General features: G+C 71.8%; 10 protein-coding genes. 5 read left to right on the top strand and 5 right to left on the bottom strand.

Annotated features, from left to right (window positions below):
* Window positions 1-49 precede the first annotated feature (49 nt).
* On the top strand, window positions 50-763 hold the full coding sequence (locus PV342_RS06135) for a DUF2470 domain-containing protein (protein WP_400800799.1): 714 nt from the start codon (window positions 50-52) through the stop codon (window positions 761-763).
* Between the two features lie 19 nt (window positions 764-782).
* Here the strand turns inward: PV342_RS06135 and PV342_RS06130 are convergent, their stop codons facing one another.
* Window positions 783-2,132, bottom strand: coding sequence for a replication-associated recombination protein A (locus PV342_RS06130; RefSeq protein ID WP_018564202.1), 1,350 nt, complete (start codon window positions 2,130-2,132; stop codon window positions 783-785).
* A gap of 44 nt (window positions 2,133-2,176) precedes the next feature.
* The gene (locus tag PV342_RS06125; RefSeq protein ID WP_018564203.1) at window positions 2,177-2,821 is read right to left on the bottom strand and encodes a vitamin K epoxide reductase family protein; all 645 of its coding nucleotides are present in this window, start codon (window positions 2,819-2,821) and stop codon (window positions 2,177-2,179) included.
* A gap of 280 nt (window positions 2,822-3,101) precedes the next feature.
* Between PV342_RS06125 and PV342_RS06120 the strand changes: the two genes are divergently transcribed.
* Together PV342_RS06120 and PV342_RS06115 are read left to right on the top strand one after the other, a co-directional pair.
* Window positions 3,102-3,911, top strand: a complete 810-nt coding sequence (locus PV342_RS06120) for an SAM-dependent methyltransferase (RefSeq protein ID WP_026251925.1) — start codon at window positions 3,102-3,104, stop codon at window positions 3,909-3,911.
* Window positions 3,908-6,013 carry a putative bifunctional diguanylate cyclase/phosphodiesterase gene (locus tag PV342_RS06115; protein ID WP_386990384.1) on the top strand — a complete coding sequence of 702 codons (2,106 nt, stop codon included), beginning with the start codon at window positions 3,908-3,910 and terminating at the stop codon, window positions 6,011-6,013. The genes PV342_RS06120 and PV342_RS06115 overlap by 4 nt, the downstream gene beginning before the upstream one ends.
* Before the next feature lie 76 nt (window positions 6,014-6,089).
* Here the strand turns inward: PV342_RS06115 and hisS are convergent, their stop codons facing one another.
* Entirely contained in the window at window positions 6,090-7,352 is a 1,263-nt protein-coding gene (hisS, locus tag PV342_RS06110) for a histidine--tRNA ligase (RefSeq protein ID WP_018564206.1), read from the bottom strand.
* 14 nt (window positions 7,353-7,366) lie between these two features.
* Complete coding sequence (locus PV342_RS06105; protein ID WP_018564207.1) at window positions 7,367-8,083, bottom strand: MBL fold metallo-hydrolase; 717 nt, start codon at window positions 8,081-8,083, stop codon at window positions 7,367-7,369.
* A gap of 189 nt (window positions 8,084-8,272) precedes the next feature.
* Between PV342_RS06105 and PV342_RS06100 the strand changes: the two genes are divergently transcribed.
* Together PV342_RS06100 and PV342_RS06095 are read left to right on the top strand one after the other, a co-directional pair.
* On the top strand, window positions 8,273-9,097 hold the full coding sequence (locus PV342_RS06100; RefSeq protein WP_400800528.1) for a peptidylprolyl isomerase: 825 nt from the start codon (window positions 8,273-8,275) through the stop codon (window positions 9,095-9,097).
* Window positions 9,098-9,317: 220 nt separating this feature from the next.
* Window positions 9,318-10,547, top strand: a complete 1,230-nt coding sequence (locus PV342_RS06095; RefSeq protein WP_375815609.1) for a DUF349 domain-containing protein — start codon at window positions 9,318-9,320, stop codon at window positions 10,545-10,547.
* Between the two features lie 79 nt (window positions 10,548-10,626).
* Here the strand turns inward: PV342_RS06095 and PV342_RS06090 are convergent, their stop codons facing one another.
* Window positions 10,627-13,089: a RelA/SpoT family protein gene (locus tag PV342_RS06090; RefSeq protein ID WP_386990378.1), complete on the bottom strand. Its 2,463-nt coding sequence runs from the start codon at window positions 13,087-13,089 to the stop codon at window positions 10,627-10,629.
* Between the last annotated feature and the right edge of the window lie 159 nt (window positions 13,090-13,248).

Below are 13,248 nucleotides of genomic sequence, written 5' to 3'. Positions count from 1 at the left end.
CCGATCAGCTCATGGTCAGCCGCGTCCCAGCGGGCATGAAATCGCCCGACTGCCGTCAGCAGCCGAGCGCACACGAACTCTCGTACAGAGTACCGCCTCCGCCATCCTGGTGATTCCCGGCCTGGTGCCCGACCTCCCCGAGCTCATGGTCCCAGAGGAGCGGATCGTGGGCACCGACGGCGACCTGTTCCTGCTGTTCCCCGCGGAATCACCCGCCGTCCGGGCCGCGACGCACGCCGAGGACGACGACCTCACGGCTGTGCTCGACATCACTGACGTCGCCCCGGTCGCGGTGCCCGGGCGCATCCGCGGCCGCGCCTGGATCGCGGGCTGGGTCACCGTGGCACGCGACCTGCCGGCCCCGGCCGGGAAGGTACGGCTGCGGCTGGAGGTCGGCGAGGCGTCGCTGGACGACCTGTGGGGCGCGGAGCAGGTGGAGCCGGACGAGTTCGCCGCCGCCCGCCCCGACCCGCTCGTCGACCACGAGGCGGAACTGCTCCAGCACCTCGCGGCCGCCCACGCCGACCAGGTGGGCCGGCTGTGCGCCCTCGCCGGCGGGGCCGGCGCCTGCCGCGGCGTCCCGGCCACCGCGGTGCCGCTCGCCCTGGACCGCTTCGGGCTGCGGGTGCGCTTCACCGGCGAGGACGGCGTCTTCGACGCCCGCTTCGAGTTCCCGGAGCCGGTACGGGGCCACACCGACCTGCACCGGGCCATGCACGCGCTCTTCGACGCCGCGCGGGAGGCGGCGGCGCGGGACCGCTGAGCTCGCGGGCGGCTCCGCGCTACTCGCCCGCCAGACGCTCCCTGACGCGCTCCAGCACGTCGGCGTAGCGGGCCTCGGCCCCGTAGCGGGTCGGCTCGTAGTAGCGCCGGCCGTGGATCTCGTCGGGTGCGTACTGCTGGGCGGCGATGGCGCCGGGCAGATCGTGCGGGTACTGGTAGCCCGTGCCGTGGCCGAGCTTGGCGGCGCCCTTGTAGTGGCTGTCGCGCAGATGGGACGGGACCGGACCGGCCTTGCCCGCCCGTACGTCGGCCAGGGCGGCCCCGATGGCCGTCGTGGCCGCGTTGGACTTGGGGGCCAGGGCGAGCGCGATCGTGGCGTGGCTGAGGGTGAGCGCGGCCTCCGGGAAGCCGATCATCGCCACCGCCTGGGCCGCGGCGACCGCCGTGGGCAGCGCGGTCGGGTCGGCGAGGCCGATGTCCTCGCTGGCGGAGATCATCAGCCGGCGGGCGATGAACCGCGGGTCCTCCCCGGCCTCGATCATGCGGGCCAGGTAGTGCAGGGCGGCGTCGACGTCCGAGCCGCGGATGGACTTGATCAGCGCGCTGGCCACGTCGTAGTGCTGGTCGCCGTCGCGGTCGTACTTCACGGCGGCACGGTCGACGGTCTCCTCGAGGGTGCTCAGGGAGATCTCCGGCTCACCCTTCGCCAGGGCCGCGCCCGCCCCCGCCTCCAGGGCCGTCAGCGCCCGGCGGGCGTCCCCGCCCGCGATCCGCAGCAGGTGCTCCTCGGTGTCCTCGGGCAGCGTGACCGCGCCCTTCAGGCCGCGCTCGTCCGTGAGCGCCCGGCGCAGCAGGCCGCGCAGGTCGTCGTCGGTCAGGGACTCCAGGGTGAGCAGCAGGGACCGGGACAGCAGCGGGGAGATGATCGAGAAGTACGGGTTCTCGGTGGTGGCGGCGATCAGGGTGACCCAGCGGTTCTCGACCGCGGGGAGCAGGGAGTCCTGCTGGGCCTTGCTGAACCGGTGGATCTCGTCCAGGAAGAGCACGGTGTCGCGTCCGTAGCCCCCGGACTCGCGCTTGGCGCTCTCGATGACCGCGCGGACCTCCTTGACGCCCGCGGTGATCGCCGACAGCTCGACGAAGCGCTTGTTGGTGGCGTGGCTGACGACGTACGCGAGGGTCGTCTTGCCGATGCCCGGCGGGCCCCACAGGATCACCGAGGACGGTCCCGCCGGTCCGCCGCCGCCCTCGCCGACCAGGCGCCGCAGCGGCGACCCGGGGCGGAGCAGATGGCCCTGCCCCACGACCTCGTCGAGGGTACGGGGGCGCATCCGTACGGCCAGGGGGCTGCCTCCGGGCTCCCTCGACTGGCGTTCCTCTGCGGCGGCGGTGAACAGGTCGGGCTCCACGGCAAGAAAGCCTATGTCACCGCACCGACAGCGCGGCGCCGCCGTCAGATCAGGGTGCTCCAGTACGTCCACCAGCGGGTCAGGATCGCCACCGCGATCACGCCGTACCAGAGGACGGGGACGACCCAGTGGAACTCCAGGACCAGGCCCCGGACCCGGGCCGGCGCCGGGATGATCCCGTGCTTGAGGTTGTGGACGAGGGTGTACCAGAACAGCGCGATGGTGACGACCCAGGCCAGCGAGCACCACAGGCACAGCGAGCCGATGCTGTACAGCGACTGGTACTGCAGCCACGTCACGAAGCCGACGCCGAAGAGCGTGCCGCCCTGCAGTCCGAGCCAGAACCAGCGGCGGTAGCGGGCACCGGCGAGCATTCCCACGGCGAGGGCGATGACGACGGGGTAGGCGACCATGCCGATCATCGGGTTGGGGAAGCCGAAGGCGTGCGCCTGCTCGCTCTTCATGATGTTGCCGCAGGAGATGATCGGGTTCAGGCTGCAGCCGGGGACGAAGTTCGGGTCCTCCAGCAGCTTGAACTTGTCGATCGTGATGACCCACGAGGCGAGCAGGCCGAGCGCACCGCAGACCACGAGCAGCCAGGTGAAGGCCCTGCCCGCGCCGATGAGTCCGTCCGCGGACTCCTGGCTCCCGCTGTCGGTGCGAGCCGTGTCAACCGCCGTAGTCACCATGTCGCCGTTTCCGTGGGTGGGGGATGTGCCGCACTGCCCAACGGGTCGGACCGCCGGAAGTGCCGGGTCCCATGGTGCCGTGTCACCCGCGCGAGCGACAACGGCCGGGCGGGAAGGGTGAATTCGTATGCCGTACGTACACACTCCATCACGCTGTGCTATCGAGCTGCGTCACGTTCGGCGAGAACCGCGTTCACCGAAAATGCGTCGATAAAGGACATATAGGATTCTGAGTGGACCCGTGGATCCGAGGAGTCGTCCCGACGGGGAGAGGTGCGCCATGCGTCGACCCGAGTGGGTGCCCGCAGGAACGGACGTGGAGACGCCCAACGCCGCCCGGGTCTACGACTACTACCTGGGCGGGTCCCACAACTTCGAGGCCGATCGCGACATGGCGCGCCAGGCCATGGCGCTCTGGCCCGACCTGCCGGTGATCATGCGCGCCAACCGCGCCTTCCTGCGCCGCGCGGTCCAGCACCTCGCCGCCCTGGGCATCACCCGCTTCCTCGACATCGGCTCCGGGATCCCGACCTTCGGGGCCGTGCACGAGGTCGCGCGGGCCGTCCACCCGCAGGCGCGCGTGGTGTACGTGGACATGGACCCGATCGCGGTGGCGCACAGCCGTCTGCTGCTCCAGGACGACCCGCGCAGCGCCATGGTGATGGCCGACATGACCGACACCGGCGACCTGCTCTCCCGGCCCGAGATCACCGAACTGCTCGCGCCAGGGGAGCCGGTCGCCGTGCTGCTGGTGGCGATGCTCCACTTCGTCACCGACGCCGAGGACCCCGGCAAGATCGTGGGCGCGCTGCGCGACGCCGTGCCGCGCGGCAGCCACCTGGTGCTCACCCACGCCTCCCGTGAGATCCGCCCCCGGCAGGCGGACTCGCTGGCGGAGCTGTACGCCCGGCGCACCACGACACCGCTGGTCATGCGGACCAGGACGGACGTGGAGGCCTTCTTCGACGGCTGGGAACTCCTGCCGCCGGGGCTGGTCTGGCTGTCCGAGTGGCGCCCCGAGGACCCGGAGTCCGTGGGGCCCCACCCCGAGCAGATGTCGGGTCTGGCCGGCGTGGGGCGGCGGCCGTGAGGGAGTCGCCGTCGGCCGTCGCCGGCCCCGCCCCGGACTTCGCGGACGCCTGGTCGCAGCTGCTGCGCTCCGGCCCGGGGATGGCGCTGCCCCCGCAGACCCTGCGCCGGGTCGCGGCCACGACCGCGGACCTGCTCCGCCGGGCGCTCGGCGACCGCACGTGCGACACCGGGCTCGCGGAACAGGCCGGCACCCTGCTGGTGGAGGCCCACTTCACCGATCCGGAGATCCTCGCGGCCGCCGTGGCGCTGCTGCAGATCCAGCCGGCCGGTCCCGAGCGGGTACCGGCCGTCGCCGGAGCCTTCGCCTCCGGCTGGGCGGCCGCGCTGCGCGAGCGGACCCTGCGCGAGCAGGAGGCGATCCAGCGTGCCGCGTTCCGCGCCCGTGAGGACGCCGAGCGGGCCAGGAACGCCTCGGAGGCCCGCTTCCGCGCGTTGTTCGAGCACGCCGCCATCGGCATCGGCATCGCCGACGTGGACGGGACGATCGTGCAGTTCAACCAGGCACTGCGGGAGCTGCTCGGGGCCCGCCCCGAGGACCTGTGGGGACGCCGGGTCACCGAGCTGGTGCACCCCGAGGACGCCCCCGGCGTGTGGGAGGCGTACGAGGACCTGGTCAAAGGGCGCCGCGAGCGGTTCCAGTGCGACAAGCCCTACTACCGGCGCGACGGCGAGGTGGTGTGGACGCACCTGACCGTCTCGCTGATCCGCGACGAGCACGGCGAACCCCGCTACCAGGTGGCGATGGTCGAGGACATCACCGACCGCTACCGGCTCCAGGAGCGGCTGCGCCACCAGGCCACCCACGACCCGCTGACCGGGCTGCCCAACCGCACCGCGTTCTTCGACCGGCTGGAGGGCCTGTTCGAGCAGCCGCCCCCCGACGCGCGCTTCGGCCTGTGCTACGTCGACCTCGACGGCTTCAAGGTCGTCAACGACAGCCTCGGCCACGAGACCGGGGACCAGTTGCTGACGGCGGTCGCGGAGCGGCTGGACGCCGCGCTCGCCCCGCTCGGGCACCTGGTGGCACGGCTCGGCGGGGACGAGTTCGTGGTGCTGCTGGAGGAGTGCCGGGGCGACCAGGAGGCCGTGGCGGTCGCCAAGCTCGTCCTGACCACGCTCTCGCGGCCCTTCCTCGTGGGCGGCCAGCAGCTGACGATCGGCGCGAGCGTCGGGGTGCTGGCGCAGCGGATCGCCGCCACGACGCCCGGCGCGGCGGTGCGGGCGGCGGATCTGACGCTGTACCGCTCCAAGGAGGCCGGACGGGGCCGCTGGACGCTCTTCGACCCCACGCACAACGCGCGCGCCGTCAGCCGCTACGCCATCTCCGTACGGCTGCCGGTGGCGCTGGACCGCGGGGAGTTCTTCGTCGACTACCAGCCGCTCTGCTCGCTGTCCGACGGCTCCCTGGTGGCGGTGGAGGCCCTGGTGCGCTGGCGTCACCCCGAGTTCGGGGTGCTGGGCCCGGACGAGTTCGTGGGGACGGCGGAGGAGACCGGGCTGATCATGCCGCTGGGCCGCTGGATCCTGGAACGCGCGGTCGGGCAGGCGGCCGCGTGGGTGCGGCGCTACGGGGAGGCGGCCCCGCAGATCAACGTCAACCTGGCGGTCCGCCAGATCCGCAACCCCGGCCTGGTGCACGACGTCACGTCGATCCTGGACAGCACCGGTCTCGAACCCGGGCGGCTGGAACTGGAGATCACCGAGAGCGCGGTGATCGGACCCGAGGACGAGTCGCTGCGCGCCCTGCAGGCGATCGCCGACGCCGGGGTCTCCCTGGCCGTGGACGACTTCGGCACCGGCTGGTCGAACCTCGCCTATCTGAGGGATCTCCCGGTGTCCGGACTGAAAATCGCCGGAGCGTTCGTCACGGACCCCCACCGCGCCGGGACGGACGACCCGGTCGGCTGGCGCATCGTCGGCGGACTGGTGTCCCTGGCGCACGCGCTCGGGCTCACGGTCACCGCCGAGGGCGTGGAGAGCTCGCAGCACGCCCGGCGGCTGCGCTCACTGGGCTGCGACTGGGGCCAGGGCTGGTACTTCGGCCGGCCGATGCGGCCCGAGCGGATCGCGCGGTGGATCGAGGGGGGCCGCCCCGACTGACCCGTGGCCGCGGCCCCTGCGCCGACGGCGCGGCCGGCCGGTGAAAGCACCGGCCGGCCGCGTCACCGCGTACGGTTCAGGCGAGCCGCTCGCGCACGGCCGCGACGACGCCGTCGAGCGGAACGGCGCTCTGCTCGCCGCTCTCCAGGTCCTTGACCTGCACGACGCCCTCGGCGAGGTCGCGCTCGCCGGCGACGATCGCCAGACGCGCGCCCGAACGGTTGGCGGACTTCATCGCGTTCTTCAGGCCCTTGCCGCCGAAGGCGAAGTCCGTGGCGACACCCGCCCGGCGCAGCTCGGTGACGGCCCCGAACAGCACCCGGCGCGCCTCCTCGCCCATCGGCACCGCGAACACCTGCGTGGGCGCGGGCAGTTCGAGCTCGATGCCCTCGGCCTTGAGGGCCAGCACCGTACGGTCCACACCCAGCGCCCAGCCCACCGACGGCAGCTCGGGGCCGCCGATCATCTCGGACAGACCGTCGTAGCGGCCGCCGCCGCCGACCGCGGACTGCGAGCCGAGGCCGTCGTGGACGAACTCGAAGGTGGTGCGGGTGTAGTAGTCCAGACCGCGCACCAGCTTGGGGTCGTCCTCGAACTCCACGCCGGCCGCCGTGAGCAGCTCGCGCACCTGCTCGTGGTACGCCTTGCACCCCTCGCACAGGTGATCGCGCATCATGGGCGCGCCGACGAGCTGCTTCTGGACGCTCTCGCGCTTGTCGTCCAGGACGCGCAGCGGGTTGATCTCGATCCGCCGGCGGGTGTCCTCGTCGAGGTCGAGGCCGCGCAGGAAGTCCTGGAGGGCGGCCCGGTAGACCGGACGGCACTCGCGGTCCCCCAGCGAGTTGAGCAGCAGGCGGAAGGTGCGCAGGCCGAGCGAGCGGTAGGCGTCCACCGCCAGGATGATCAACTCGGCGTCCAGCGCCGGGTCCTCGGCGCCGATCGCCTCGGCACCGACCTGGGAGAAGTGCCGGTAGCGGCCGGCCTGCGGCCGCTCGTAGCGGTAGTACGAGCCGGAGTACCAGAGCTTGACCGGCAGGTTGCCGGCCTTGTGCAGGTTGGCCTCCAGCGCGGCGCGCAGCACGGAGGCGGTGCCCTCGGGGCGCAGTGCCAGCTCCGTACCGCCCTTGGTGGTGAGGGTGTACATCTCCTTGGTCACGATGTCGGTGGACTCGCCGACGCCGCGGGAGAAGAGCTCGACCTGCTCGAAACCGGGGGTCTCGACGTAGCCGTAGCCGGCCCGCCGCAGCGGCGCGGAGAGCGCCTCGCGGACCGCCAGGAAAACGGCGGAATCGGGCGGCAGGAGGTCATAGGTGCCCTTGGGGGCCTGGAAGGTGCTCACTGGGAGGTCTCTCGTCACATTCCTCGTCGCGGAGGGGACGGGTGGTCGTCGCCTCCGAGGCCGCGGGCCACCTCCGCCAGATACGGATTGGTGGCGCGCTCACGGCCGATGGTCGTCTGGGGTCCGTGGCCGGACAGCACCACGGTCGAGTCGTCGAGCGGCAGGCACACACGGGCCAGCGACATATACAGCTCGTCCATGGAACCGCCGGGCAGATCGGTGCGGCCTACGGAGCCGGCGAACAGCAGGTCGCCCGAGAAGAACACCGAGGGGATCTCGGTCGTCTCCGGGAGCCTGAACGTCACCGACCCCTCGGTATGGCCGGGCGCGTGCGCCACGGACAGCTCGAGACCGGCGAGCGCCAGTGTGCTGCCGTCGGTGAGCTCCTTCAGCTCGTCGGGCTCGCCGATGGTGAGTTCACCGAGCAGCTGCGCGCCGATCGAGCGGCCGAGGGCCTTCTCCGGATCGTTCAGCATGTAGCGGTCCCGGGGGTGGATCCAGGCCGGGACGCCATGGGCGCCGCAGACCGGGACGACCGATGCCGTGTGGTCGAGATGGCCGTGGGTGAGGATGACGGCGACGGGCTTGAGACGGTGTTTGGCGAGCGTGTCCTCGACGCCCTGGGCCGCTTCGTGGCCCGGGTCGATGATCACGCACTCCTCACCGGCGGCGGGGGCGACCACGTAGCAGTTGGTGCCCCAGGCCCCGGCGGGGAACCCGGCAATGAGCACGTTCGTCCTTCTGTCGGCTGTCGTTCTCGGCAGGTCGTACCGCACGATGGCGGCCCCACGAGCCTACCGGCGCGAACGCGGCCATCGCGAACCAGTAACGTCGCTGGACTGTGGGGCGCGCCGGGCGCGAAGATCGGCGGCGTACTCACATTCGGACGCGACGAGCAGAAGGCATCGGGAGACGGCTCAGTGGTCACCAAGGATCAGCGGCGGCGCCAGCTCGCCCGGGACAAGTTCGAGCGGCAGCACGAGCGCCGTGTGCAGGCCCATCGCAAGACCGTGCGGCGCAACGCGGTGGTCGCCGCCGTGCTCGCGGTCGTGCTGGCGGCGGGCGCCACGGCCTGGGCGGCCGGCGCCTTCGGCCCGGACGCCAAGAAGGACGACGCCGCTTCCGCGGACGCCTCCCCCACCCCCGCGGAGCCGAGCAAGGCGCCCGACCCCTGCGCCAAGCCGGCGGAGGGCAGCCCCGGCACGGAGCAGTGGAAGAAGGAGCCCGCGGTCACCGTCGACACCGCGGCGAAGTACACCCTCGCGCTGCAGACGACCTGCGGCGACATCGCGCTGGACCTCGACGCGAAGAACGCCCCGCACACGGTCAACTCCTTCGCGTTCCTGGCCGGCAAGGGCTACTTCGACCACACCAAGTGCCACCGGCTCACCACCAGCGGCATCTACGTGCTCCAGTGCGGCGACCCGACGGGCCAGGGCACGGGCGGTCCCGGCTACACCATCCCGGACGAGAACCTGAAGGCGAAGGCGATCGCCGGCGGTACGTACCCGGCGGGCACGGTGGCCATGGCGAACACCGGGCAGGCGCACACCGGCGGAAGCCAGTTCTTCCTGGTCTACAAGGACAGCCCGCTGCCGCCGAACTACACCCCGTTCGGGACGATCAGCGCGGCCGGCATGAAGGTGCTGGACAAGATCTCCGCCGCGGGCGAGTCGACCGGCGGCGGTGACGGCGCCCCGAACGCCACCGTGGTGATCAACAAGGCGACGGTCGGGAAGTCCTGACCGCCGCGTCCCGCACCCGCGGGTTAATTTCGCGGGTGCGGGATGCGGACAGCCGGGGCACCGGTCGCCTATGTTGGCGTTGTGTAGGGTGCCTGCTCCGACGGCTGCACCATGGATGTGAGCGGACCGTCGGACCGGCCTGGGCACGGCCCGGCCGAATGGAACTGTGGACGATGCCCGCGAGCCGCGCGACGGCCGGGCATCACGTGGAGGAGGCGCTGTGAGCAGCGACCCGTGGGGCCGCGTCGACGAGACGGGGACCGTGTACGTGCGTACGGCCGATGGCGAGCGCGAAGTCGGCTCGTGGCAGGCAGGCTCCCCCGAGGAGGCGCTGGCCTACTTCGAGCGGAAATACGAGGGTCTCGTCGTCGAGATCGGCCTCCTCGAACGCCGGGTGAAGACCACCGACCTGGCCCCCAAGGACGCGTTGACCGCCATCGAGCACCTGCGCGCCGCGGTGACCGAGGCGCACGCCGTGGGCGACCTGGCCGCGCTGGCCAAGCGCCTGGACGCGCTGACCGAGCAGGTCGACGCGCGCCGCGAGGAGCGCAAGGTCGCCAAGGCCAAGGCCTCCGAAGAGGCCAGGACCGCCAAGGACGACCTGGTCACCGAGGCCGAGCAGCTGGCGCAGAGCGAGCAGTGGCGGGCCGCCGGCGAGCGGCTGCGCGCCCTGGTCGACATCTGGAAGGGCCTGCCCCGGCTGGACCGCAAGACCGACGACGAGCTGTGGCACCGCTTCAGCCACGCCCGTTCGGTCTTCTCCAAGCGGCGCAAGGCCCACTTCGCGGCGCTCGACGCCCAGCGCGAGGACGCCCGCCGCCGCAAGGAGAAGCTGGTGGAGGAGGCGCAGGCGCTTTCCGGCTCCACCGACTGGGGCCCGACGGCGGCGCGCTACCGCGAGCTGATGACGGACTGGAAGGCCGCCGGCCGCGCCCAGCGCGAGGCGGAGGACGACCTGTGGAACCGCTTCCGCGGCGCCCAGGACGTCTTCTTCGCGGCCCGCTCCGAGGTCTTCGCCGAGCGCGACACCGAGCAGCGCGAGAACCTCACGCTGAAGGAGGAGCTCGCCATCGAGGCCGAGAAGCTGCTCCCGGTCACCGACCTGAAGGCGGCGCGGGCGGCCTTCCGCGGCATCAACGAGCGCTGGGAGGCCATCGGCCACGTGCCGCGCGACGCCCGGCCGCGCATCGAGGGCCGCATGCACGCGGTGGAGCGCGCGATCCAGGAGGCCGAGGAGTCCGAGTGGCGGCGCACCAACCCCGAGGCGAGGGCTCGTGCCGCGGGCCTGACCGGGCAGCTGCAGGCGGCCGTCGACAAGCTGCGTGAGCAGATCGAGACGGCGCGGGCGGCGGGCAACACCTCCAGGGCCGACAAGCTGCAGCGCGAGCTGGACGGGCGCCAGGCACTGCTCGACCAGGCGCTCAAGTCGCTGGACGAGTTCGGCGGCTGAGTCGTCCCGCCCGGGCGTCACCCCGGACCACGGCGAAGGGCCCGTACGCGAGGCGTACGGGCCCTTCGCCGTGTCTGCGTCAGCGCTGGCGCGCCGACGTCACGCGGTAGACGTCGTAGACGCCCTCGACGCCGCGGACGGCCTTCAGGACGTGCCCGAGGTGCTTGGGGTCGCCCATCTCGAAGGTGAAGCGCGAGGTGGCCACCCGGTCGCGGGAGGTCTGCACGGCGGCGGACAGGATGTTGACGTGCTGGTCGGACAGGACGCGTGTGACGTCAGACAGCAGCCTCGACCGGTCCAGCGCCTCGACCTGGATGGCGACCAGGAAGACCGAGGACTGGGTCGGTGCCCATTCGACGTCGATGATCCGCTCGGGCTGCTGCGAGAGCGACTCCACGTTCACGCAGTCGGCCCGGTGCACGGAGACACCGTTGCCGCGGGTGACGAAGCCGATGATCGGGTCGCCCGGCACCGGGGTGCAGCAGCGGGACAGCTTGACCCAGACGTCCTTCTCGCCCTTGACGATCACACCAGGGTCCGCGGCCGAGCGCCGCTTGGTGCGGCTGCGCGAGGGGGTCGTGATCTCGGCGATGTCCTCGGTCGCGCCCTCCTCGCCGCCCAGTGCCTCGACGAGCTTGTGCACGACGGACTGCGCGGTGATGTGCCCCTCGCCGATCGCCGCGTAGAGCGCGGAGATGTCGGGGTAGCGCATCTCGTGGGCGAGCGTGACCAGGGAGTCGCCGGTGAGCACCCGCTGGATCGGCAGGTTCTGCTTGCGCATCGCGCGGGCGATGGCTTCCTTGCCCTGCTCGACGGCCTCCTCGCGGCGCTCCTTGGAGAACCAGGCGCGGATCTTGTTGCGGGCGCGCGGGGACTTGACGAAGCCGAGCCAGTCGCGGGACGGACCGGCGCCCGCCGCCTTGGAGGTGAAGACCTCCACCGTGTCGCCGTTGTCGAGGGTCGACTCCAGCGGCACCAGGCGGCCGTTGACCCGCGCCCCTATCGTGCGGTGCCCGACCTCGGTGTGGACGGCGTACGCGAAGTCGACGGGGGTCGCGCCGGCGGGCAGCGCGATGACATCACCCTTGGGGGTGAAGACGAAGACCTCGTTGCGGGACAGGTCGAAGCGCAGCGACTCCAGGAACTCGCCCGGGTCCTCCGTCTCCTTCTGCCAGTCGAGCAACTGCCGCAGCCACGCCATGTCGTTGACGGCGTCGTCCTTCTTGGCGGACTTCGGGCTGTCGGTGCGCACCTTGGAGGCGCCTGCGACGGCTTCCTGCTTGTACTTCCAGTGCGCCGCGATGCCGTACTCGGCGCGGCGGTGCATGTCGAAGGTGCGGATCTGGATCTCGACCGGCTTGCCGCTGGGCCCGATGACCGTCGTGTGGAGCGACTGGTACATGTTGAACTTGGGCATCGCGATGTAGTCCTTGAACCGCCCCGGCACCGGGTTCCACCGCGCGTGGATGGTGCCCAGCGCCGCGTAGCAGTCGCGGACGGTGTCGACGAGGACGCGGATGCCCACCAGGTCGTAGATCTCGGCGAAGTCCCGGCCCCGCACGATCATCTTCTGGTAGACGCTGTAGTAGTGCTTGGGGCGGCCGGTGACGGTCGCCTTGATGCGTGCGGCGCGCAGGTCCTGCTGCACCTGGTCCGTGACGACCGCCAGGTACTCGTCCCGCTTGGGGGCGCGCTCGGCGACCAGCCGGACGATCTCGTCGTACATCTTGGGGTAGAGGATCGCGAAGGCGAGGTCCTCCAGCTCCCACTTGATGGTGTTCATGCCCAGCCGGTGCGCCAGCGGGGCGTAGATCTCCAGCGTCTCGCGGGCCTTCTTCTCCTGCTTCTCCCGCTTGAGGTAACGCATGGTGCGCATGTTGTGCAGACGGTCGGCGAGCTTGATGACCAGCACGCGCGGGTCCTTCGCCATGGCGACGACCATCTTGCGCACCGTCTCGGCCTGCGCGGCCTCGCCGAACTTGACCTTGTCCAGCTTGGTGACGCCGTCCACCAGCAGGGCGACGGAGTCGCCGAAGTCGCGGCGCAGGGCGTCGAGGCCGTACTCGGTGTCCTCCACCGTGTCGTGCAGCAACCCGGCCATCAGCGTCGCCGGGTCCATGCCGAGCTCGGCCAGGATCGTGGTGACCGCGAGCGGGTGCGTGATGTACGGGTCGCCGCTCTTGCGCTTCTGCCCCCGGTGCCACCGCTCGGCGACCTGGTAGGCGCGCTCGATCTGGCGCAGCTGCGACGTGTCGCCCTTGGGGTCGTTGCTGCGCACTATGCGCAGCAGGGGCTCCAGGACCGGGTTGTACGGGCTGGACCGCTGCACACCGAGCCGGGCGAGGCGGGCACGGACGCGGTTGGAGGAGGTGGCGGGCCGGTTCGGGGCCGCGCTCCCGGGAGTGCGTACCGGCCGGGCGGCAGGGGTCGCCGGGGCGGCGGGAGCGGGCTTGGCGGCCTTGCCCTCCGCCGGTGCGGCGGGCGCGACGGGAGGAGCCGCGGAGAGGGAAGCCGCCTGCTTCTTCCCGTCTGCGGCGGTCATCGGCTGAGCCTGCCTGGCCTCTTCTTGCAAGGGCACTCCTTCTGGTCCCCTCCCGGCCGGAAGACGGGCGAGGAGGGAGGTTCCGAGACACCATGGTAGCGATCTGATCGGGTGAACCGCGTCCCGTCCGCCCCGTGGACCCCCCGCAACGACCGGAGG

Origin of the sequence: Streptomyces sp. PA03-3a (assembly GCF_033792735.1) — a bacterium.
In the GTDB taxonomy this organism is placed as follows: domain Bacteria; phylum Actinomycetota; class Actinomycetes; order Streptomycetales; family Streptomycetaceae; genus Actinacidiphila.
This window is presented reverse-complemented; position numbering and strand designations above follow the sequence as displayed.

Bases quoted from the DNA above. Each gene is read 5' to 3' on its own strand.
- PV342_RS06125 (WP_018564203.1), bottom strand. From the start codon at position 2,821: ATGGTGACTACGGCGGTTGACACGGCTCGCACCGACAGCGGGAGCCAG.
- PV342_RS06120 (WP_026251925.1), top strand. From the start codon at position 3,102: ATGCGTCGACCCGAGTGGGTGCCCGCAGGAACGGACGTGGAGACGCCC.
- PV342_RS06090 (WP_386990378.1), bottom strand. From the start codon at position 13,089: ATGACCGCCGCAGACGGGAAGAAGCAGGCGGCTTCCCTCTCCGCGGCT.